The 23,213-nt window shown below is 56.4% G+C and carries 14 protein-coding genes; 5 read left to right on the top strand and 9 right to left on the bottom strand.

Annotation, left to right across the window (positions count from 1 at the left end; translation table 11 throughout):
* Positions 1–1,011: 1,011 nt before the first annotated feature.
* Positions 1,012–3,288, top strand: a complete 2,277-nt coding sequence (locus tag HC757_RS00170; protein WP_169562250.1) for a hypothetical protein — start codon at positions 1,012–1,014, stop codon at positions 3,286–3,288.
* Positions 3,289–3,380: 92 nt separating this feature from the next.
* Here HC757_RS00170 and HC757_RS00165 read toward each other — a convergent pair whose 3' ends face one another.
* The 6 genes from HC757_RS00165 to HC757_RS00140 all read right to left on the bottom strand — a co-directional run bounded on the left by HC757_RS00165 (position 3,381) and on the right by HC757_RS00140 (position 13,605).
* The gene (locus tag HC757_RS00165) at positions 3,381–6,473 is read right to left on the bottom strand and encodes an Ig-like domain-containing protein (protein ID WP_244622985.1); all 3,093 of its coding nucleotides are present in this window, start codon (positions 6,471–6,473) and stop codon (positions 3,381–3,383) included.
* Between the two features lie 651 nt (positions 6,474–7,124).
* Complete coding sequence (locus HC757_RS00160; protein ID WP_169562248.1) at positions 7,125–7,850, bottom strand: lipopolysaccharide kinase InaA family protein; 726 nt, start codon at positions 7,848–7,850, stop codon at positions 7,125–7,127.
* Between the two features lie 366 nt (positions 7,851–8,216).
* Positions 8,217–8,396, bottom strand: coding sequence for a Trm112 family protein (locus HC757_RS00155; RefSeq protein ID WP_169562247.1), 180 nt, complete (start codon positions 8,394–8,396; stop codon positions 8,217–8,219).
* Entirely contained in the window at positions 8,383–9,396 is a 1,014-nt protein-coding gene (lpxK, locus tag HC757_RS00150) for a tetraacyldisaccharide 4'-kinase (RefSeq protein WP_169562246.1), read from the bottom strand. Before lpxK ends, HC757_RS00155 begins: the two co-directional genes overlap by 14 nt.
* Entirely contained in the window at positions 9,397–11,214 is a 1,818-nt protein-coding gene (msbA, locus tag HC757_RS00145) for a lipid A export permease/ATP-binding protein MsbA (protein ID WP_169562245.1), read from the bottom strand.
* Positions 11,215–11,247: 33 nt separating this feature from the next.
* Positions 11,248–13,605 carry a DNA internalization-related competence protein ComEC/Rec2 gene (locus tag HC757_RS00140; RefSeq protein WP_169562244.1) on the bottom strand — a complete coding sequence of 786 codons (2,358 nt, stop codon included), beginning with the start codon at positions 13,603–13,605 and terminating at the stop codon, positions 11,248–11,250.
* A gap of 32 nt (positions 13,606–13,637) precedes the next feature.
* On the opposite strand from HC757_RS00140, the gene HC757_RS00135 reads away from it, so the two are divergent.
* Entirely contained in the window at positions 13,638–14,171 is a 534-nt protein-coding gene (locus tag HC757_RS00135; RefSeq protein ID WP_169562243.1) for a DUF2062 domain-containing protein, read from the top strand.
* Positions 14,172–14,312: 141 nt separating this feature from the next.
* On the opposite strand, the gene lolE is transcribed toward HC757_RS00135, so the two are convergent.
* The 3 genes from lolE to HC757_RS00120 all read right to left on the bottom strand — a co-directional run bounded on the left by lolE (position 14,313) and on the right by HC757_RS00120 (position 17,673).
* Positions 14,313–15,560, bottom strand: a complete 1,248-nt coding sequence (gene lolE, locus HC757_RS00130) for a lipoprotein-releasing ABC transporter permease subunit LolE (RefSeq protein ID WP_169562242.1) — start codon at positions 15,558–15,560, stop codon at positions 14,313–14,315.
* Entirely contained in the window at positions 15,557–16,252 is a 696-nt protein-coding gene (gene lolD, locus HC757_RS00125) for a lipoprotein-releasing ABC transporter ATP-binding protein LolD (RefSeq protein WP_169562241.1), read from the bottom strand. Before lolD ends, lolE begins: the two co-directional genes overlap by 4 nt.
* 188 nt (positions 16,253–16,440) lie before the next feature.
* Positions 16,441–17,673, bottom strand: a complete 1,233-nt coding sequence (locus HC757_RS00120) for a lipoprotein-releasing ABC transporter permease subunit (protein ID WP_169562240.1) — start codon at positions 17,671–17,673, stop codon at positions 16,441–16,443.
* 94 nt (positions 17,674–17,767) lie between these two features.
* Between HC757_RS00120 and HC757_RS00115 the strand changes: the two genes are divergently transcribed.
* The 3 genes from HC757_RS00115 (at position 17,768) to HC757_RS00105 (ending at position 23,208) form a co-directional block, all read left to right on the top strand.
* The gene (locus tag HC757_RS00115) at positions 17,768–18,382 is read left to right on the top strand and encodes a hypothetical protein (protein WP_169562239.1); all 615 of its coding nucleotides are present in this window, start codon (positions 17,768–17,770) and stop codon (positions 18,380–18,382) included.
* Between the two features lie 78 nt (positions 18,383–18,460).
* A complete protein-coding gene (gene mfd, locus HC757_RS00110) occupies positions 18,461–21,961 on the top strand; it encodes a transcription-repair coupling factor (protein WP_169562238.1) in 3,501 nt (1,166 codons plus the stop codon).
* A 17-nt stretch (positions 21,962–21,978) separates the two neighbouring features.
* Complete coding sequence (locus tag HC757_RS00105) at positions 21,979–23,208, top strand: peptidoglycan binding protein CsiV (RefSeq protein ID WP_211164209.1); 1,230 nt, start codon at positions 21,979–21,981, stop codon at positions 23,206–23,208.
* The last annotated feature ends 5 nt before the right edge of the window (positions 23,209–23,213 follow it).

The raw sequence follows: 23,213 nt of genomic DNA, 5'->3' as shown, positions 1-23,213 counted from the left end.
AGCAAGCCTACTAATAGTCGTTCAGCAAGTTATTAATTACACTAAATAAGTTACAATGCTCTAGTATAAATGACCTTAATGTAGCAATTTTACAGAATAAAACACCAAATAATTTGATTGGTAAATCTTTCATTTTATGGGTGTTGGCAAAATGTTACATTTGCTAACAAATTGCATTACTGCTGAAAATAACGCCTATTGATGCTTTCTCTACTGAAAGCCTGATTTTCAGCGCAAAAATCTAGATGCGCGACTGTGCCACAGCTATTACCTGAACCCTGTGCCACAGCTATTACCTGAACCCAGCGACTCGGTCCAACATAGGACCGCTTCCCATCTCAAGCTCTCTATCTCAACGTCCCATCTCAACGTTCTCATCTCAAGATACGAGCCTCGCTCCCGTCGCCTATGCGGCGATGGACGGAACAAGGTGTACAACATAGCAACAGTGTGACAAGCCCATGTGCAGTGTGACACTTGAATAAAACACCATTGTTTACAAATGGATACCACCAGAGCCATCGCCACGGGTGTTTCATGAGTGTTAAATCGAGTGTAACGAAAGCGATTCAAACTCATCAAATAAAAACACTTTATCAATTGCAATCAAGCTCTTACAAACATGGTCCAGTGCTTGCTTTTACATCTACCAGTAGCCGAAGCCCGGCACTCTCCCCTGTCTCAGACGCGGTATGCAGTACAGGAGACAATACATGGGTAGTGAGCATGGACAGAGAACATGGACAGAGAGCATGGATAAAGCGCCTGGGCTCATCACTGCAGCAGCGATACAGGACCGCAATCAAGGTCCGGATAGGCAGCAGGGCTACCAATCAACACAGTTAGCATAAAAAGTTCGTTTTATCATTTATATACAAGTTTTTACCTGAAGCATGTAGTGAATAGATCCGATGACTGGGAGCCCAGTGCCCCCTATGACCGACCTCTTATGACAGGCTTCTTATGACTTTCCATAACTGATTTGAAATACTGAAATGGATGGGAAATATTATGAAACGATTCAATTGTAACCGGCTTACCAGGGCACTGGGCGTTACCCTGATAAGCAGCGCCTTCCTCTATGGTGCTACCAGTCTCACGCCCGCCAACGCCTCCTTCTTCCCACAGAAGATGGACCAGGCCTGTATGGCCGAACAGGCAGGTTTCAACCTTAACTGTACCGCCAACGACGTGCGGGTGAGTAAGGTAGATAACATCAAGAATATTGATAACCCAGGTGATCCCGTGGAATGCGTGTTGGGCACAGAAGTGACCTTCCTGGCCGATGTCACCATCACCACCACGGCCAACGAGCGTTACGACTATTCAGCGTATCTGCCCGAAGGCAACTGGAGTGCCCAAGATTCCAACCCGGATAACACCTGTTCCATTCTGCTGGGTCGAACCGATGGCCCAGGGGTGGACTTGGAAGAAGGTCTGGATGTCTGTGCCGACATCAGTAAGGCGGCAGGCTTTAACCCAACCCACTTATATGAAGCAGAAGAGATCACCCTGTTCTGCCGTGACGATGACAATTCCGGCAAGGCAGAATTCAATTACTGTATGGCCTGGCATAACAAGACAGGTGAAGATTGTAGCGAAGAAGACCCAGCCGCTCCCGGCACTCCATCCAAGTGCCGTTGTGACTCCTTCGACATAGACGTGTTCATCAAACCCAACCCACCAACCGTAGTCAAGGCCCTGATAGGCACCAATACCTATAGCGAGCCGGGAGGCGAATACACCTTCAGTGTGAGTTTCACCAACCCCAATGCTCAGACAGCCCTGTACCTCACCTCGCTCAGCGATGTGATAGACACAGGCGCCGACGGCAGTTATGAAACTACCTTCGATCTCTGGGGCGCCACAGGCGCAGCAGGTGCAGCCGACGGTCTCTATCTGACTGCCAGCAACTGTACTCAGCCTGCCAACGGCGGTGAAATCGCCCCAAGCGGCTCCTACAGCTGTCAGTTCAAGGTGCATATCGTCGACACAGATCTGCCCGACGATCAGAGTCCGGAGTTATATAATGACCTGATCAAATTGTCACTCGAAGACAAGAATGGCTCCCCTGTGACCGACGGTAACACCTGCGCCGCAGTGGGCGGCGTTGACGGTGATCACTGCAGTAACGTGATCCAGGTACAGGTCACTAACCTGCCACCCACCATCAGCGTACTCAAGTCTGCCAGTCCGGATCAGGTACCCGAGTCTGGCGACACAGTCACTTACACAGTAAGGGTCGACAACACCTCAGATACTTGGGATTCACCGCTGCTACTCACCAGTCTGATGGATGACAAGTTCGGTGATCTTAACGGTAAAGGCACTTGTGCCACAGGTGGTTATATCGCCTACAATGATTTCTATGAATGTAGTTTCGACGAATTTATCAGCGGTTCAGGCGCCGGCTCACACACCAACATTGCCACAGCCAAGGCGGTGGATAATGAAGCCGATGAAGCCACCAATTCAGACTCTGAAACCGTGGTGATCAACGATGTGCCTTCGATGATTAACCTCATCAAGACCGCCGACCCAACCTCGGTACTGGAAACAGGTGACGATCCTGCCGTCACCCGCGCCGTCGACTACACCTTCGAGTTCAGTGTAGATGCGGCCGGTGTCGACAAGGTCACCTTCAGCAGCCTGATCGATGATAGGTTTGACGTGTTAACCGGCGATTGTCTGGTCGACATGTTGAACGGTGCACCTATTGCACCTACCCCACTCAATGGCTTCATGCTGCTGCCGGGTGAATACGCCAGCTGTACCATCACTGAGCAGCTGAAAGGCAATGCGGGTGATGTGCATGTCAACGTTGCCACCATAGACGGCGTGGACGAAGATGGCCAACCAGTGCAAGACATGGACGATGCCGCTGTCACCTTCATTCCTGGCTCACCAGCCACAGACATGAAGTTCGCCGCCAGCATGCTGGTGGTACTGGAGCTGCATAACGCCGGCATAGAAAACGTCAACCTGACGCTGCTCACATTGGGCGGTGCTAATGTCTTTGCCAACCAGGCGACTCCTGGATTCAGGCTGATCAACGGTGGTGGTGTCTTCGACAGCATAGGTTATGGTCCTTGTGTTGAGAACCAACAGCTCACCTATAATGGCTCGCCTGGCGACACCTATAGTTGTGCCTTTACTATCGAGTTCATTCCAGGTCTGGAAAATACCCTGCCCATCAACTTCCTCAACAGCGTAATTGCTACGGTTGAAGATGATGAAGGCGATGATTCAACCAATGATGTGTTAATTCAGGTCATTACCCAGGAATAATCTCAGTGTGAACAACTTGGAGTAGATAAAAGGAGTAGATAAAAAAGAAGCCGGGGCATTGCCCCGGCTTTTTTTTTGTTCGACTTCAGCGGTTATCTTTTACCCTTGCCATTACCGCCGCCCGAGCTTGTCAGGCTGACCACCACAGTGGCGGTCGCTGTGGCCTTACCGTCTGTGACTGTATAGCTGAAGCTGTCACCGCTCTTGAAGCTCTTGGACGGGGTATATACCAGCTGGCCACCGGCCATAATTTGTACACTGCCTTTGGCGCCTTGAGTCACGCCACTGATGCTGAGCTTATCGCCGTCGGCATCGCTGTCGTTGCCCAGCACATTGATGCTGATGGACGTCTTGCTCGACATGGCGACACTGTCGTTGACCGCCACAGGGGCGCTGTTGGCCTTGGCGGCCACAGTGTAACTGACTGAGGTGCTGGCCTGGTAACCGCTGTTAACACTGTCGCGCGTCGTCAACGTCAGGCTGTAGCTGCCGGATATGGCCGTCGATGCAGAGGTCACGCCCAGGCTCACCGTCTTGCTGGCACCGCTCGCCAAGGTCAGGTTGGCGCTGTCGGCACTCCAACCCGCAGGCACAGAAGCAGACAGATTGAAGCCGACATCATCACACCCTTGACCGTTCTGGTTGGTCACTGTGACGCTGTAGCTTTGTAAACTGCCGGCGGCCAGTTCCAAGCCAACCGGGTTGGCAACTGTTATGCGCGGCGCGGCCAGGCTGCATGTCGGCAGCGGCGCGCTCACGGTATAGTTGGCGCTGGCAGACGCCTGATAGCTCAAATTGTTGCGATTGCGGGCCAACAGGCTGAAATCATACACGCCATCAACAGCAGTCGAAGACGAAGTCACTGTGATGCTCACGGCCTTCGCCTCGCCCGGTGCCAGGCTGACACTGGCAGTGTCGGCGCTCCAGGAGGTGGGCAGGCTGGCTGCCACATCGAAGCTCGAGGCGGCGCAGCTGTCGCTGTCATTGTTCTTGAGCATGCCCTGATAAGTCACGGCTGTACCGGGTGCGACTGCACCGCTGCTGTTGCTTGTCAGTGACCACACAGGGTTAGCCAACACACAGGCCGCAACCGGGGTCTCCACCACATAACTCACCAGGCCGCTGCTCTGGTATTGACTGTCGCTGCCATGCTTGGCACTGATGTTGATGTCATAGAAACCGTCGGCCGCACTGGCTGACGAGGTCACCGTCAGGGTCACGCTGCCGCTGGCACCCGGAGCCAGATTCAGGCTATTGCTCGTGGCGCTCCAGCCCGCAGGCACCTGTGCCGAGACGGCAAAGCTGTCGGCGGCGCAGTCCTGGCTGTCGCGGTTGGTCACGGTCGCGCTATAGCTCACGCCGGTGCCGGGGGCGACCCAGGCACTGGTATTGGGCGACAGAGCCAAAGCGGGACTGGCCCTGACACAGCTGGCGCCCGTGCCACCCGAATAACTGACGTTGACGCCAACGCCCGAGCCGTCGGCCCATTCTGTGGTGATGGTCACACCGGCAACACTATCTGTGTAGCTTTGACCGGCCACCAGGGCGGCATCATCCAAATCATAGATAGAGCTTAGCGGTGTCATATCCAGCAGTTGGCTGCTTTCTATGTCTTCGGCGCTGCTATTGAGATGCACCAACACCCCGGCCGTATCCGCCTTGCCCGCGAGGAAACTGTCAAAACCTGTGGGTTGACGATACTCCAGGTAGTACCACAACTGCTCGCCAGTAGTCGCATCCGTGCCGCGGCGCACCTTGAGCCCCTTGGCCACACCGTTCGGGCTGGTTTCATAGGGTTCCAGCAGGAAGCTGCCATCCTTGTCTGCTGTGGCTATCTCACCCTGTTCGGCGGTCAGCCAGCCCAGTCGCTCTTTATTGAAGACGTTAAAATGGCCCTCGGACTTCCCCATGATGTCCAGCACATCGCCATAGGTGATGGCAACACAAGCATCGCTGATGTAGCCACTGCCACAGTTCAGCCTCTTGGCATGCTTAAGACCCAGGTTGTGGCCCAATTCATGACCTATGGTGAGCAGATTGAGTTCACCGTTGAGCCAGGCCCTTGAAGGAACGCCACCGACTGTGCCCTGACCACGCCAGCCACAGGCGCTGTTCTGGGGTAACATGTACACCAGTCGTTGGTACTGGCTCAAATCTATGCCGTTATCTTTGGCGACCTGCTGCGCATAACTGTCCATGCCGAAGTAATCACAGGTGGTGTTGATGGGTAAGGTGTAATAGCCCTTCACATCTCCCGTGAGCCAGGTCTGGCCGTAGGAGGCTTCCCGGTAGTAATCATTGACTGTGCCAAACACCATCTGCTGCACCTGCGCCGCAGTCCAGGGTTGCACACTCGGATTGTCCTGAAAGTTGAGCATGAGTACCAGCAGCTTCTGCTCGCCCTTGGTGCCCGACAGTGGCGTCATGGTCGAGACAGAACTCGTGCCGGCAAGAGTGTCGGCACCCGCCGCCAATACCACCAAACCGTCTTGAGCCTCGTCGACGACCAGGTCGCCGTTGGCCGCGTCTTGCCGACCATCATTGAACTGCCAGCCCTTGACCCGCACCTTGTCGCCGGTTTTCAACTGTGCAGTCCGGGCATTGGCGGGCAGATGCAATACCACCCGGCCCTTGTCGGTCACCAGCGTATGCTGTAAACGATTCAGGCTGGGATCCTCGAAATCTTCATAGACGACTTCAAGCTCACCTTGCAGTTCGCCCCTATGTGCCAGCCTGGCCTCGACCTCGGCCGGCAGGCCGGCGCGTTTGGATTCGGGTAGCACGCTGCGCAGCGCAGCGCCGGGATCTGTCTTGAGCAACTCACCCTGAGCGGCCTGACGGGCGATGGCCAGCTCCAGCAGTTGTTGCGCTAATTCAGCATCCCGTGATGCCCTGGCGCCATTGACGTCGGCGGCCTTGGCTGCATGGCGATACTCCGCCATCAGCCCGGCCAACGCCAGCGTCTGTTGCTCGGTTTGTTGCTTGTCGGCCCTGGCTTTGTCTGCCCTGGCCTTATGTGCTTTGCCTTGAGGTAGGTGGATTTGGGAGTGAGAGTCATGGCTCTGTGCTTTGGCCAGGGCTGGCCCCGAAAACGTGGTGGCCGATGCCAGTGCCAGGAGTGTCAAAGCACTCAACCGGGAAAAGTGAGTCGCGGCAAAGCGCGATGCCACTGAGACATTCTTCATGTTCAAATTCATTACCCCTAAACAATACAAATAATCTAGCGCCCCGGTCCCTAAGGCCGAGTCAATTATTCTTGAAACCGCTAAACAACATCACTCGGCCTCCAACCCGGTTGAACCCAGGGTTTTACTGGCTTTGTGAGTAAAAACAGCCGGCATACTAGCAAAGGGACTGACGATATTACAATCAATAAGCGCTTATTTTTTGATCGTTTTTGAGTTGTTTTTTCGAATTTGTATCAGAATCAAAGGTAAAGCGGTAAAATAAATTTGCTTACAATCATCTGCGTCATAATAGTCTGATTCACAACAAAAATAAGTAACGATACGAAATAATCGACTAAAATGTAGTCAACTTTCAGTTTAAAACACTAAATACAGGCATAGGTAAGCACCTAATTTTTGAGGTGTTGCTAAAATGTAATATTTACTAACAATTAACATTATGGGTAAAAAAAGCTGCTACTGCAGCACTATTCATCCAAAGCCTGGTTTTAGCAAAAATCCCCCAGCTGCCCCCAGAGCATTAGCCTGAATAACACCTGTTAAAATGCCAATTTCAATGCAAAAAACCAATGACTGGACAAATAACAGAACTTAATGCCGGCACAGGGAGCGTGAGCCGGTGATGCTAGGGGGAAGTAAAAAAGCAGGCTAGCTCTGCTCAGCCCTGAACGACCTGAGTACCCAGTAAATGGGTTTCAAATCCCGCCCACCACGGTGACGAAAGGGTCGCAGCAGGAAACCCAGCCATTGCCAACCGGCCAACAAAGTTTGGGTATGGCGCCACACCCTTTCACCGCCCGTGTTGCGGTAATGCTTAATGGCCTCGCCAATCATCTGCTCCGCCGGACCCAAATAGCGGTACAGGCTATGAATATAAACCAACAGATCCCTGATCTGTTGCATCAGCAGGTTGCTACCTTGTTGATTAGCTTCAAAATCGATAAAAGTCACCCGCCCTTGCTGCCAGCTGATGTCCCTTAATGCCGGCCTGCCGTGGGCCAGTGCCATCTTATGCAGCCCTGCCAGCGCCTTGGCGCTATCGTTCAATATGCTCTGCAGACAAGCGGGTTCCAATCCGGGGGCCGATAGCCATTGATTGACGGTAGGACCGACATCCTCCAACACCAGATAATGCTCGTCGGCCTGGATAAGCTTAGGTACCGGAGCCTGTAGCTCGGCCAAGCGCTGCAGCACTCGAACTTCTTTAAGAAAGGATTGATGCGGATCGGCCTTCAACAAACGCATGGCGCCCTGGAGGCGTTCGGTTTGCTTCAACCAATATTTCTTGCCTTCATACTCAAATTGGCAGACGCGCTCACCTGGGTGGGCGGCCAGCATGTTGGTAACCAGGTGATTAAATGACGGGGAATTCATACTCCGGGACTCCATTCCAATGAACGACGCCGAGTATAAATAAGGCCATGAAGCGAATCAATTCTCAGACAAAGAAATTAAGCGCATTTAACTACTTAAGCAGTTATTTTGTTACATTTTTATAAAAACAAAAACACAATCTACTGCCGTGAATCAAGTTGACAACATCAACACACTCCAGTGCCTGGTTCCTGCTGCGGTACTGACAGCGCCTGTTATCGGCCGGCTCCCATAGCGCCGGCAAGAGTCGATGAGCCTGTAGCTATGGGCATCTAGCAATGGGCATATATCAATGGGCGCATAACCAGGCGATAGGCATAAAAAAGCGCTTCACAGGGAAGCGCTACAGCCGAACAGACGCCGGGATTATTCCGCCTTATGCCACTCTCTGGCACGATTTTCCAACAAGACAGGGATACCTTCTGTGATGGGGTAAGCCAGCTTGTCAGCCTTACAGATCAACTCCTGCGCCGCCTTATCGTATTCGAGTTTGCCTTTACAAACAGGGCAAGCCACTATGTCCAACAGTTTTTTATCGAATGCCATCTGGGGTTCCTCGTTTAGCCTCAATCACGGCCTTGAGCCGGCTCAGCAACTGGCTGTCAAATTGTGGTGCTATTTTGGCATCGACTGCCAGATACCACCAGTTCTCTTGTGCAAAATCACGGCATTTTACCGCATCTTTTTCTGTCATCAGCAAGGGCTGGTCCCGGGCCAGCGCCTGCAATGTTTCAAGCTTGAAAGCTTGATGATCGGCGAAGGCCACACCCTGTTTCAGCCGATACCCCAATGCCGCCAGGGTGCCGAAAAAACGTGCCGGATGACCTATGGCCGCCATGGCGATCACCTCCTGCCCGGGTCGCGGAGGGGCGAGTCTGGTGCCCTGCCCCACGGCCTTGAGTTCACCGGGTTCCAGCGTCATCTGCCACTCCCCCGCCCGAGCCTCACCGCCGTTGACTAGCACCCAATCGACAGTCTGCAGTCGCCAGGCCCCTTCGCGCAGCGGCCCCGCCGGCAACAACAGGCCATTGCCAAGACGTCGCTCGCCATCAAGGATCGCCAACTCCAGGTCCCTGTGCAGCGCATAATGTTGCAAACCATCGTCGCAGAGAATGACATCGACATCGAACTCGGCGATGAGCCTGCGCCCCGCGGCGATACGACTGGGGCCGACCACCATGGGCACGCGGGTACGCGCTACTATCATGGCCGGCTCATCCCCCACATCCTCGGCCTTGGCCCCCGGCAGCACGCTTTTCACCCCGTCTATGTGGATGCCGTAGCCCCGGCTTATCACCCCTGGCTTATAGCCCGCCGAGCGCAGCAACCGAATGAGATAGAGCACGGTCGGGGTCTTGCCGACACCGCCGACACTGATGTTACCCACCACTATCACGGGCACAGGCAAAACAGTGGTCTGCTTGAGCCCCAGGCGATACAGGCTGCGGCGCAGTGCCGTCAGCAGCATGAACAGCAGCGACAGGGGCGCCAGCAACCAACGCGCCGGGTGTCTTAGATACCAGAGACGATTTACCCAAGCTTGCATCTAGCTGCCGAACTGCATCTGATAAAGCTTGGCGTACATGCCATTTTGTTCGAGCAGCGACTTGTGGGTACCCCGCTCGACTATACAGCCCTGATCGACCACCAAGATCTGATCGGCGCTCTCGATAGTCGACAGCCTATGGGCTATCACCACAGAGGTACGGTTCTGCCGCAAGTTATCCAGGCCCAGCTGAATCGCCTTCTCCGACTCGGTATCCAACGCCGAGGTGGCTTCATCCAGGATCAGCACGGGCGCATCGCGCAGCATGGCACGGGCGATGGCGATGCGCTGACGCTGGCCGCCGGACAGGAGCACACCGTTCTCACCCACCTGGGTATCCAGGCCCTCAGGCAAGGCCTCGATGAACTCCATCGCATAGGCCAACTCGGCGGCCTTGATGATCTGTTCACGGGTCACTTCCCCCGGATAGGCGTAGGCTATGTTGTTGGCTATGGTATCGTTGAACAGGGTCACCTGCTGCGACACCAGGGCAACCTGATTACGCAGCGACTTGAGGCTGTAATCATAGATGCTGACATCGTCGAGCAAGATGTCGCCCCGCTCCAAACCGGCATAGAAACGGGTGATCAGACTGGCGATGGTCGACTTACCCGAGCCGGAGCGGCCAACCAGCGCCAGGGTTTGCCCCTGGCGAACCTCAAACGACACCCCATCGAGCGCCAGCTTGTCCTGGTTGGCATAACGGAAACTGACGTCATCAAATCTCAGATTACCCGCGGCTCTGGCGACCTCGTAATGGCCATTGTCTTCCTCAGGCTCGGTATCCAGCAGTTCGAATACCGTGGTTGAAGCGGCGATGCCACGCTGGAACTCGGCATTCACCCGGGTGAGATTCTTGATGGGTTGCAGCATGCCCAACATGGCGGCAAGAATGGTGGCGAAGGTACCGGCAGTCAGGTCGGTTTTCATGCTGTCGAAGCTGGCGGCATAGAGCACAAATGCCAGCGCGAAGGAGCCAATCACCATGATGACAGGCTGGCTCACGGACTGGGCCACAGCCAGCTTCATGTTCTGGTGGCGGTTTCTATCGTTGATCTGGGCAAAACGCTTGGCTTCGGTTTCCTGGCCGCCAAAGGCCAGCACATTCTTATGCCCCTTGATCATCTGCTCTGTGGTCGCAGTCACCCCACCCATGGCGGCCTGGATCTGTTTGGAGACCTTGCGAAAACGTCGGCTCACCACACTGATCACCAGCCCCATAATGGGACCTATGACCAGGATGCACAGCGACAATTTCCAGGAGTAGAAGAACATCAACGCCAACATACCGACCACAGTGATGCTGTCGCGAACGATGGAAATCAGGGCGCTGCCCGAGGCTCTGGCTATCTGCTCGGTATCGAAGGTCACCTTGGAGATCAGATTGCCGGTATTCTCTCTGTCGATATAGCTGACGGGCAGGCTCAGGTAGTGTTCGAACACTTGTTGGCGCATGTCCATGATCAGCCTGGCGCTCATGTAGGAGATGCCGTAGGTGGACACGAAATTAGCCAGCCCCCGCAGGGCGAACATGCCTATGACCACCAGCGGTGCCAGGGTCAACACATCCTTATTCGCCTTGAAACCATCCGAGGTCATTCCTACCCCACCCGTCAGTGACGTCACGGAAGGCACGACACTCTGGCCGGAAAAACCTTCGTCGATGAAAGGTTTAATGAAGGCGATGAAGGCGGCGTCGACCAGGCCATAGGTCAGCAGGCCCAATACCGACAGCACAAACATGCCTTTCATCGGTTTGAGATACCCCATCAGTCGCTTGAAGACTGTCCAGATTTCATTTTTTGGCGATGTTGTCATTGATAACACTGAGATAATGGCAAAGTGAGCATTCTACTCCGGTTTAGGCGTCTCACCAAATCTAAACAAACGGTTATACCAAAAAGGCGCCAAATCAGCGCGATAGCCACGAACGACCCGTTCGTCGCGATTAAAAAGCACACTGATCTGGCCGGCCTCCCCCGTGCTCAGGGCACGGATCCCCTGCGCCCGGTAGCGTTGCACTATGTCCGCCTTGGGAAACCCGTAGCGATTCTCGAACCCGGCGGGAAACAGCACCAGCTCGGGCGCCACGGCGGCGATAAACGCCGGGGATGACGAGGTTCTGCTGCCATGATGGGGGGCGATCAGGACCTGGCTGTGCAGCTGCGCCCCGCCGGCCAACAAGGCCTGTTCGGCATCGGCTTCTATATCCCCCGTGAGCAGCAGCTTCTGCCGCTCATCGCCGATGCGGATGACACAGGAACCATTGTTGCCCGCAACGGCTTGCGCCGGCCCCACTATCTCCAGACTCAACCCCTGCCAGGCGAGGCGTTTGGGGCGGCAATTTATCTGGCCGAATTCGGGCAGATCCGAGATCACCCTGGCCTCATTGAAGGCTGCCAGCATGGTCCGCGCCCCGCCGGCGTGATCGTTGTCGCCATGGCTGATAACAAGATAGTCGAGTGCCGACAAGCCCTTGCTGCTCAGGAATGGCAAGATCACCCGCTCGGCATAGCTGAAATCGCCGAAGGCGGCGCCTGTGTCGTACAACAATGCCCTGCCCGACTTTTCCACCACCACGGCCAGCCCCTGACCGACATCGAGCAGATGCACCCGCCAGCGCGCCTGCGCTATGGGGTACAAGGTCAACCAGAGCGACAACAGCGCCGGCAGCAAGCAGACCGACAGAGCCAAATGCCAGCCCCAACGCTGCCAGCCGGCATGAGCCGATGGCCTGGCCTTGAGCAACAACAGCAACCCCAGCCCGGTGAATATCGCCGCCGCCAGCATGGCCTGTGAGGGCTGCAGCCAATGAGCCGGCAGCCGATTGCTAAAGTCGATCAAGGCGGTGAAGGGCTGCAGACTGGCATCGGCCAGCACCCAGAGCCAGTGCCAGTCCTGGCCAAATGCCAGCCCCAGATCCCAGAGCATGAATACCAGCAACACCAGCGGGATCACCAGGAAACTGAAATAAGGCACCAGCAGCAGGTTCAACCATAGGCTATGGAGGCTGAACCCCTGGAACAATAGCGCCTGCAGCAAGCCCAGCCCGAGGCTAAGACGCCATTGGACCGCCCAGAATTGCCGCGCCCACAGGCCGACTCTTGGGCCTATGCCAGGATCCGTCTGAGCACTGGCATGGGCACTGGCATCGGCAAGCTGGGCCGCATGGGGGTAACTCTGGAGGCTGAACAGGATAATCGCCAGCGCCGAAAATGACAGCCAGAAACCGGCGCTCAGGCCGGCAAAGGGAGAGATGAGCAGCACCAGGAATAAGGCGGTCAGGAGGCGCTCCCAGGGCGAGGAGAAGCGCCGCAACGCCCCCAGCAACATCAGCAGCAAGATCATCAACAAGGCCCTCTGGGTGGCGATGCCAAAGCCCGCCAAATAGGCATAACCCCAGGCGCTGCCAGCGGCCAAGGTCAATGCTATCAACAGATTACGCCGCCCCTGACTGGGCCAGAGGCGTCCAAACCAGAGCGCCAACGCATAGGCCCAGGCCGCCACCACGGACAGATGTAACCCGGAAATCGCCACCAGATGGCCCGTGCCCGTTTGCCTCAAGGCCTGCCAGCGCTGCGCCCCTATGAGTCGTTTGTCACCGAGCAACAGGGCCAGCAGTATGTCTCCCCTCTCCAAGGGCCTCAGCACGGGCAATAAGAGGTTCAGCCATGCTTGGCGCACCGAAGTGTGCGCCATCAGCAGCTCACCATGGATCACTCTGCCCCTGGCTATGATATGCTGACCGATGAGGTGTTTCTGCTGGTTATAACCGCCCTGATCCAGCAGGCTGCTGAGCCCTTTGGGTTTGAGTTCGAGACGCCAGATCTGCCCGGGGGCGAGCGGCGGCGGATCTCGCCATGTCAGCCTGAGTTTGGGTCTGGGCAAGGGTAATGGGGCCAAGATTAAATTTCGATTAATTAATGCGATATCCAGACTAACCCAGTCGCTGTTTCGATCCACTAGTGTTATGATTTCGCCTCTGATACTGACAGATGGCGGCAATTGCAGCGCCTCTGACGGCAACAAGATGAGGCCGAAGCTGGATATCCACGCCAGGGCCGACAAACTTCCTGACAACAGCGGGGATATTTTAGCCAGTAGAAGCCCCCCCAGGATCACCACAGGAATGAGGGGCGCAGGCAGGAGTGATGGCCACAACATCGCCGACAATAAACAGGCACAAAAGCCAAACATGAATCCATTCATAGTGAATTAAGTTAAGACAGCAATCTCAGCCTATGCCAAAAAAATTTATCAGCAGGTTTATGCCCAAGCCGGAAACGCTGCGGGACCATAAACACCTGCGCATGTTCGGAACCTTGCTCCATAAGCCAAACCTGTGGGCTCTGAACCGCAAATCGGCCCCCGGCGCCTTTGCGGTCGGCCTGTTTGTGGCCTTCGTCCCCATGCCGTTTCAGATGGTACTGGCGGCAGCGCTCGCCATCGCCTTTAATGTGAACTTGCCCGTATCGGTCGCCCTGGTGTGGATTACGAACCCACTGACCATGCCCGTCATCTTCTACGCAGCCTACCTCCTGGGTGCCAGGCTCCTCGGCCATACGCCTCAGAACTTCAACTTCCAGGCGAGCTGGCAATGGATAGAAGCTTCGATCACCACCATAGGGCCGCCATTTCTGCTCGGTTGTTTCGTGCTGGGGACCATTTTCGCCGTGCTTGGCTTTCTCACCATCAAGAGTCTGTGGCGCTATTCGATAATCTTTAAATGGCAACAACGCAGCAATGGCAATGGCAATGGCCGCAACAAGCAGTAAACCTGGCAAAAGCCTGACAAAACCTAGAACATAAAAAAACGCGCTCAAGGCGCGTTTTTTATTGGCTGACGTTGATGACCCTGACCCAGACATCTTGTATGAGTCATCTTGCATGAGTCATCTTGCATGAGGCAGCCTGGATCAGCGCCCGGCGAGCGCCGTGGCCGGCGCTATCTGACTGGCCTTGAAGGCCGGATACAGGGTCGCCAGCAGGCTCATCACGAAGGCCATGGTGATCACCAGCGCGGCATCCGGCCACTGCAGCTGCGACGGCAGGAAGTCGATAAAATACACATCGGCAGACAAGAACGTCATCCCGAATAGCCGTTCCAGCCCAGAGGCGAAACTGCTCAAGTTCAGCGCCAGGGCAACCCCTATCAGGCCACCGAAGGCACAACCCAACAAACCATTGAGTGCGCCCTGGACCATGAAGATGGTCATGATAGCCGTCCTGTCCAGGCCCATGGTCATGAGTATCGCTATCTCACTGGCCTTGTCCCGCACCGCCATCACCAAGGTAGAGACGATATTGAAACAGGCGACGGCGATGACCAGCGCCAGCACCAGATACATCACGGTGCGCACCAGTTGAATGTCCTGATACAGATGCCCCTGGGTGCGGGTCCAGTCGCTGATGTACAGATATTGATCTTGGCTGTAACCCAATTCGCGGATCAGCCCGGGGGCATCGAACACCTTATCGACCTTGATACGCACCCCGGAGACGCCGTCCATCTGCAGCAGCTCGGCGGCGTAACGCAGCGGTATGTAGGCGGTGGAGAGTTCCAGCTCACCGCCCAGCCGGTAACTGCCCGAGATCACAAACCTATGGCTCTTGGCCGCCCCCAGGCTGCCGCCTTGCTCGGCGGTCTTATTCGGCATATAGAGTGCCAGTATGTCGCCGACCTCGAGACCCAATTTATCCAACAACCCCTGCCCTAGCACTATATGGTTCTCATCCGTCGCCAGACTCTGCCAGCTGGCCGGCGTCATATAATCGGCTAAGGTCGAGACCTTGGCCTCTTCGGCTATGTCTATGCCAACGATCGACAGGCCCTGAAAGCCACCGGGTTTCTGCACCAGTCCCTGCAGCTGGATGAAAGGCGCCGCAGCGCTTATTCCCTGAATATGGGCCGCATCCGCAACGGTTTTTTGCCAGTCATGCAGCGGCTCATTCACCCCTGTGAGCTCGCCATGGGACACCACGCCCAGCAGGCGCTGCTCGAGTTCCCGCTCGAAACCATTCATGGCGGATAACACCAAGATCAGCACGGCGACGCCGAGGGCGATGCCCGCCGTCGACGCGAAGGAAATGAAGCTGATGAAGCTGTTCGCCTGCCGGGCCCGATAGAAGCGCCAGCCGATGGCCAATGGCAGTGTGCCCCTCATAGCACCAGACCCGACAGAGGTTGCAGCTTGCCGTCTTTCATGGTCACCTGCCGGTCCATTCTCGAGGCCAGTTTATGATCATGAGTGACCACCACGAAGGCGGTGCCCAGCTGTTCGGCCAACTCGCGGATCAACGCATAGACGGCATCGCCGCTGACGGCGTCCAGGTTGCCTGTCGGCTCATCGGCGAGCACCAGCTTGGGCTTGTTGATCAGGGCCCTGGCGATAGCCACCCGTTGGCGCTCGCCGCCGGACAGTTCTGCCGGGATATGGCTCATCCTATGCCCCAGGCCAACCCGCTCCAGCAAGGCACCGGCTTCGGCCAGCGCCTGTTGGCGCGCCCGCCCCTGGATGAAGGCCGGCATGGCGACGTTTTCCAGCGCTGTGAACTCGGGCAACAGATGATGAAACTGATAGATGAAACCCAGCTCCTGGTTACGGATCTGCGACTGACGCCGGGCGGAAACCCGATAAAGATCTTCCTCCAGCAGGAGCACCCGCCCGGAACTGGGTGCATCCAGGGTGCCCATGATGTGCAGCAAGGTACTCTTGCCCGAGCCTGAACTACCGACGATCGCCAGCTGTTCGCCCTTGAATAACTGCAGCTCGACCTCGGATAACACCCGGGTCGTCACGGCTCCGTCATGGTAATCCTTGCTGACATTCTCGACTCGTAATAACACGTCTTGCATTTAACCTTCTCTCTATTTTTTGCCCGGGCGACCCGCATCACTGGCTTAGCCATGCTGCCGGTCGCGGGGGGAAAGTGGACCAGGTTCGGCGACGTCTCAGGCCCCCATGTGAGGCCAGATACTAACGCCAGATACTAAAGCCAGATATTGGAAATTTGCCACCCTACCCATAGGCTTCGCAGCCTATGCTACTCATACCTCAATGCCGTGGCCGGTTGCACACCGGCGGCACGCAGCGCCGGATACACAGTCGCCAACAGGCTGATGCCCAAGGTACCCGCCACTATCAGAGTCAGTTGCTCCCAGGCGAGTTTCACCGGCAGTGCCTGACCGGCGCCGAGCACGGACACGCCCAGTTGCATCAAGATGCCATTCAGATTCAGGGTCAACAACACCCCCACCAGCAACCCCAGCAGCAACCCCAGCAAGGCGTTGAGGCTGCCCTGCACCACGAAGATCCCCATCACTTCCGGGGTCGACAACCCCTGGGTCTTGAGCACGGCCACATCCGTGGTTTTATCCACCACCATCATCACCAATGCCGACACTATGTTGAAGGCCGCCACCGCCACTATCAGGCTGAGCATCAGCGCCATCATGTTTTTTTCCATTTTAACCGCCCCGAACAACTGGCCATAACTGTCGCGCCAATCGCTGGTGGATACCGGCAGCCCTCGGGCGGCCAAAAGCTCAGTCACCTCGGGCGCCAACGCCTGGGCGGAAAAGGGATCGTTCAGATAAAGCCTCAGCTGTTCGATATCCTGTGGTGGCAGGCGCATCAACCTGCGCACGTCGCTATAATGCACATAAGCCAGGTTGGCATCGACCTGGGAGCCCATCTCAAACACCCCGGCCACGGTAAACTTACGTTGGCTGGGCACGGGTCCCAGAGGGGAATAGACGACGCCATCGCCACTGAGCAAACGTACACTGTCGCCGACAGCCACCTTGAGCCGGCGCGCCAACTCGGCCCCCAGCACTATGCGGTATTCACCCGCCTCGAGTTCGGCGAAGGCCCCGGAATAGGTATGCTGTGCTATGGCGGACAGGCGCTTTTCATACTCAGGGAACACCCCATAGACCTGCACGGCACTGATGTTGGCCACAGATTGCACCATGGCCTGAGTGGTTGCACTCGGGGTCGCCCCCAAGACACCCGGTATATGGGTTAGGGCCGTCGCCGTTTGTTGCCAGTCTTCGAGCGGCGCCTGGCTGTGGACAGTCAATTGCGGCACAGCCCCGAGAATACGCTGCTTCAACTGGCCTTCTAGGCCATTCATCACAGAGCTGACGACTATCAGGGCAGCGACCCCGAGGAAGATGCCCGACACAGCGAACACAGTGGTAAAGGAAGCGAAGGCGTTGGCCTTTCTGGCACGCCAATAACGCAGGCCGACAAAAAAAGAAAATCCTGGATTCATGGAAAAAGGCCCGGGTCCTTGGTGGTGAACTTGCTAAATCATGAAGATGCGCACGATAATAGGTCTATTAGTCCGATAAATAAAGAGGCAAGCCTTGTTCACCGACGCCAATCCCTATTTTAGTGTGCCTCACAACTTCGCCGTCTATCTCAGTCCCTGGCCGGAGGATAAACCCTTACCCAGTGAGTCCAGCCTGCGTGCCATGCAGTCCCAGGGCATGCAGTTGCTCACCGAAGCCAAGGCATTGGAAGCCCATTGCCTGCTGCAACTGCGCCAATTGGACAACGAGGCCAAGGCGGTGGTCGACTTCCTCAAGATACAGTCACGCAAGGTCGATCTTGTGCTGCAGTATGTGCTGGAGCGTGAGCATCAGCAGGGCGACAAGTATATCGGCATGCAATTTGGGGGCAGCGGCCTGGTGATAGCCACGCCGGCGCCCTTGCCGATCGGCACCCAGCATCAACTGATGCTCTATATCCATGACGAGCTGGTGGCCATACTCTGCATCGCCAGTGTGAGTTCCTCTGTGGAGGCGGCGCCTGTGGCCCCAATCAATGGCGACACGCCAGCGCCTTGCTGGCATACCAGATTGGACTTCAGCCAGATCCTCGATGCCGACGTAGAGCAGCTGGTCAAAGCCAGTCTCAATGTGCAACAGAAGCAGCTTAAACAGCGCAAGCAAGCCAGGGAGCAAGCCGGCCAGGACTAGACTTTTCGCTGGCCCCCGACCATTCAAGCCTCTACAATGGCCACAACTCTTTGTGAATAAATCAGTTACCGTATTTCAATGACGCATTTTTCAGTACTGACCCCGCCTGCGGTTAAGAAAGGCACCCAGATGCAAACCCTGTCCACTCTGGGCGGGGCGTCCCAGGCCTTGGCATTAGCCAATATCATACGCCAATACCCGGGCACCACCCTCATAGTCACCAGTGATACCCCGAGCGCACTGACGCTGGAAACTGAGCTGCACTATTTACTGGAAACCCGTCTCCCGGACCAGCAGCGCCCGGATAAGGAACGGATCCGGGTCTGCCTGTTCCCCGACAGGGAAACCTTGCCCTACGACAGCTTCTCGCCCCATCAGGACCTGATCTCCCAGCGACTGGAAACCCTGTCGCAATTGGGCGGCGATGAGCATTGTGTGGTGATAGTGCCTGTAACCACCCTCATGGTGCGTCAGCCCCCAAGGGCCTACCTGGCGGGTAATGTGTTGCTGCTCAAGAAAGGCGACAGGTACAGTTTGCAGCAGATGCGGCAGCAACTGACGGATACCGGCTACCATCTGGTCGAGCAAGTATATGAGCACGGTGAATTTGCCATTCGCGGCTCCATCCTGGACATCTTCCCCACCGGGGCCCAGCAACCGCTGCGCATCGAATTGTTCGATGACGAAGTCGAGTCTATCCGCTATTTCGACGCCGAGACCCAGAGGTCCAGCGCCGCCGTGGACGCGATACGCATGCTGCCGGCCAAGGAGTTCCCCACAGACAGCGCCGCCATCGAAGGTTTCCGTCAAAGATACAGACGGCGTTTCGAGTTGATAGCCAAGGAGCCTGAATCTGTCTATCAACAGGTGAGCCGTAACCTGATGCCGGCGGGAATAGAGAATTACCTGCCACTGTTCTTCGATGACACCGCCAGCCTGTTCGATTACCTGCCGTCCCAGACCCAGCTGGTCACCCTGGGTGACATAGAGAAGGCGGCCAAGGCGCATCTGCATGAGGTGCAGACACGTTTCGAGGACAGGCGGGTCGATCCCCTGCGGCCACTGCTCGAACCCAAGGAATTGTATCTGCTGACCGAGCAATTGTTTGCCGCCTTCAAGCCCTTGCCCCGTTACCAATTAGAAACACAGGCCGATGCCGATTTCCCCAGGCTGGATGCCAATCCCCTGCCCGAGATAGGCGCCAACCATAAGCTGAAACAGCCGCTGCAGGCGCTGCAGGACTACGCCGCCACGGCGCCGAGAATGTTGTTCAGCGCCGAGTCCGAAGGCCGGCGCGAGGCCCTGCTGGAGCTCTTGTCTAAAATTAACATAAAGCCAAAATTATTCAGCCACTTGGATAATTTCTTTGCAGCCGATGCCCCCCTTGGCCTGATCGTTTCTCCCCTGGCCCATGGCTGTCACCTCTCTCTGGCTGGTGGCGATATCAGCCTGATTTGCGAGACTGAGTTGTTCGGCCAGCGCATCTCCCAGCAACGCCGACGGGAAAAACAGAAACAAATCAGCAACGATGTGCTGATCAAGAACCTCGCCGAACTCAAGGTAGGTCAGCCGATAGTACACCTAGAGCATGGGGTCGCCCTCTACCAGGGGCTGGAAACCCTGGACACGGGTGGCTTGGTAGCCGAGTACCTCAAGCTGGAATACGCCGGCGGCGACAAGCTGTATGTGCCCGTGTCGGCGCTGCATCTCATCAGCCGCTACAGCGTCGGCCCGGACGAGCAGGCCCATCTCAACAAGCTGGGCAACGAGACCTGGGCCAAGGCGAAGAAGAAGGCGATAGAGAAGATCCGGGATGTCGCCGCCGAGTTGCTGGATGTGTACGCCAGGCGCCAGGCCAGACCCGGTGAGGCCTGCAGCCTGGATGAAACAGAGTATGCCAGCTTCGCCCAGGGCTTTCCGTTCGAGGAAACCGTCGATCAGGAAAGCGCCATCGAGGCCGTGCTGCAGGACATGCAATCCCCCACCGCCATGGACCGACTGGTATGCGGTGACGTAGGTTTCGGCAAGACAGAGGTTGCCATGCGGGCCGCCTTCGTCGCAGTCAACGCCGGCAAACAGGTGGTGGTGCTGGTACCCACCACCCTGCTGGCACAGCAGCACTATGAGAATTTCAAGGACAGGTTCGCCGACTGGCCGGTCGTCACCGAGGTCATGTCGCGCTTTCGCACCGCCAAGGAACAGAGCCAGGTACTGCAATCCCTGAGCGAGGGCAAGGTCGATATCGTCATAGGCACCCACAAGCTGCTGCAATCCGACGCCAAACTGGATAACTTAGGCTTGCTCATCATAGACGAGGAGCATAGGTTCGGTGTGCGCCAGAAGGAAAAGATCAAGGCGCTGCGGGCCAACGTCGACATACTGACACTGACGGCGACCCCCATTCCCCGCACCCTCAACATGGCCATGTCCGGCATGCGGGATCTGTCCATCATAGCCACCCCGCCGGCCAAACGCCTGGCGGTGAAGACCTTCGTGCGTGAATACGACAAGCCGACGGTACGCGAGGCCATACTGAGGGAGATACTCCGTGGCGGTCAGGTGTATTACCTGCATAACAATGTCGAGACCATAGAGAAATGTGCTCAGGATATACGTGATCTCTTGCCCGAATCCCGGGTGGTGGTGGCCCACGGACAGATGCGCGAGCGGGAGCTGGAACGGGTCATGTCCGACTTCTACCACCAGAGATTCAACGTGCTGGTGTGCACCACCATAATAGAAACCGGCATAGATGTGCCGAGCGCCAACACCATATTGATCGAACGCGCCGACACCTTCGGTCTGGCGCAGCTGCACCAGCTGCGTGGCCGGGTCGGTCGCTCGCACCATCAGGCCTACGCCTATCTGATGACCCCACATCCCAAGCGCATGACCCAGGATGCCCGCAAGCGGCTGGAAGCCATAGACGCGCTGGAAGATCTCGGCGCCGGCTTCATGCTGGCGACCCAGGATCTGGAGATCCGCGGTGCCGGCGAACTCCTGGGCGATGAGCAGAGCGGCCATATCTCCAAGATAGGCTTCAGCCTCTACATGGAAATGCTCGAATCCGCGGTCAAGGCACTCAAGCAAGGCAAGGAGCCATCGCTGGCGCAGATGCTCAACCAGCAGTGTGAGATAGACTTGAGGATCCCCGCCTTGCTGCCGGAAGACTATGTCGGTGACGTCAATGTGCGCCTGTCGCTGTATAAGCGCATCGCCAATTGCGACAACGAACGGGCATTGGATGAGATGAAGGTCGAGCTGATCGACAGATTCGGTCTGCTGCCGGACGCCACTCGCAACCTGCTGGAGATGACCCTCTACAAGCATAGGGCCAGCGCTTTGGGGGCCACCAAGATAGAAATGCACGCCAAGGGCGGCAGCATAGAGTTCGGCGAAGATCACCGCATAGATCCCGGTTTCATCATAGGCCTGCTGCAGAGTCAGCCACAAATCTATCGAATGGAAGGTCCAAATAAGTTAAAGTTCAGCCTGCCGGCCGAAACCAGCAAAGACAGATTAACCTTGGTTAACTTACTGCTGACGCAATTATCGCAACACAGTATTGGAGAGAAATAGTGCTTGGTAAAATTGCTATGTCCATCGTCACCCTGGCCGCCCTGTCGGCCCAGACCTGGGCAAGAGAAGCCAGTGAAGAGGCTTGGTTCGAAGTTGAAGTTTATGTGTTTGCCCGCCAAGCCCCATCGACCGAACAATGGCCTGAGCTGGTCGCACCGGCCAAGGCAAGCAAGCGGGTGGATCTCATCACCCCAAGAATCCTCATTCCACAGAGCATAGCGGCTTTCGGGTCTGGGCAGACAGAGGCGGAGCTGCAGGCGCCACAAACACTGGAAAGCCAGCCGGCCCGACAAGCACAATCCATGCAGCCGGAAGCGGGAATGTTGCCGGAGCAGCAACTACTGGCAGAGCAGCAGGCACAGCCAGTTCAGGCCGACTGTGTTGCCGACGAGTCGACGCCCTCGACTTGTGCACCAGCAGCCGCAGTCATCCACTACAGCTATCCCAGCCGAGTGCCTGTGTCTGTTGCGGCCAGCAGCCCCCAATACGCGGTTCAGGGTGGCCCGCCTGTGCTGCTGGCGGAGAGTCAGGGACAATTTCAGGACATCATGGCCAAACTCGCCAGAGAGCCGGGCAACACCAGCCTGTTGCATATGAGCTGGCAACAGAACATGCAGCCCAGACACAGAGCCGTGCCTGTCAGGCTGTTTGCCGGGCGTAACTTCGCCGCCGAATTTGAAGCCAATGGCCTGCCGAGAGTGACCATACCGGCGATGAATGACCCGGACAGCCTGGCGGTTCTGGGAGGCGACACAGAAAATCTGGCAGCAGATAGCCGGATGCCACTGAATGGCGATACCCCAGCTGTGATTGACATGCCTGCCGTTGCTGATATGCCTGAAACGCCTGCCCCCGTGTGGCAGTTGGATGGCGACATCAATATCTATCTCAGCCACTACCTCTATATCGAAACCGCGCTGAATTTGCGAGAAGAAGTGGAGAAGTGGCAGCTACCTGCGACGCAACTCGATGGTCAGGCAATACAAGCGCCGGCAACAGCTCAGCCACCAGAGGCGCAGCAACAAACGGTACCGACGCCTTTCCTGGCCAGTATTCCTCTGGTGCAGAATCGCAGGGTAAAGAGCGGTGAGATACATTATTTCGATCATCCCAGGATGGGGATAGTGATGCAAATACGCAAGATGGCGCCCCCCAGCATCCAAGAGACAGACCAAGAAACAGACAGAGAGCCCGGCACTGAAGCCGCGCCGGCGCAGGGGACTAAAGGCGCAGCGGGTCTCCTTTAAGACTG

It is taken from the genome of Shewanella salipaludis (assembly GCF_012911865.1).
GTDB classification, from domain to species: Bacteria; Pseudomonadota; Gammaproteobacteria; order Enterobacterales; family Shewanellaceae; genus Shewanella; species Shewanella salipaludis.
Note: the sequence above shows the minus strand (reverse complement) of the source record. Positions and strands in the feature narration are given on the sequence as shown.

Bases quoted from the DNA above. Each gene is read 5' to 3' on its own strand.
- HC757_RS00170 (WP_169562250.1), top strand. From the start codon at position 1,012: ATGAAACGATTCAATTGTAACCGGCTTACCAGGGCACTGGGCGTTACC.
- HC757_RS00165 (WP_244622985.1), bottom strand. From the start codon at position 6,473: ATGAAGAATGTCTCAGTGGCATCGCGCTTTGCCGCGACTCACTTTTCC.
- HC757_RS00160 (WP_169562248.1), bottom strand. From the start codon at position 7,850: ATGAATTCCCCGTCATTTAATCACCTGGTTACCAACATGCTGGCCGCC.
- HC757_RS00155 (WP_169562247.1), bottom strand. From the start codon at position 8,396: ATGGCATTCGATAAAAAACTGTTGGACATAGTGGCTTGCCCTGTTTGT.
- lpxK (WP_169562246.1), bottom strand. From the start codon at position 9,396: ATGCAAGCTTGGGTAAATCGTCTCTGGTATCTAAGACACCCGGCGCGT.
- msbA (WP_169562245.1), bottom strand. From the start codon at position 11,214: ATGACAACATCGCCAAAAAATGAAATCTGGACAGTCTTCAAGCGACTG.
- HC757_RS00140 (WP_169562244.1), bottom strand. From the start codon at position 13,605: ATGAATGGATTCATGTTTGGCTTTTGTGCCTGTTTATTGTCGGCGATG.
- HC757_RS00135 (WP_169562243.1), top strand. From the start codon at position 13,638: ATGCCAAAAAAATTTATCAGCAGGTTTATGCCCAAGCCGGAAACGCTG.
- lolE (WP_169562242.1), bottom strand. From the start codon at position 15,560: ATGAGGGGCACACTGCCATTGGCCATCGGCTGGCGCTTCTATCGGGCC.
- lolD (WP_169562241.1), bottom strand. From the start codon at position 16,252: ATGCAAGACGTGTTATTACGAGTCGAGAATGTCAGCAAGGATTACCAT.
- HC757_RS00120 (WP_169562240.1), bottom strand. From the start codon at position 17,673: ATGAATCCAGGATTTTCTTTTTTTGTCGGCCTGCGTTATTGGCGTGCC.
- mfd (WP_169562238.1), top strand. From the start codon at position 18,461: ATGACGCATTTTTCAGTACTGACCCCGCCTGCGGTTAAGAAAGGCACC.
- HC757_RS00105 (WP_211164209.1), top strand. From the start codon at position 21,979: ATGTCCATCGTCACCCTGGCCGCCCTGTCGGCCCAGACCTGGGCAAGA.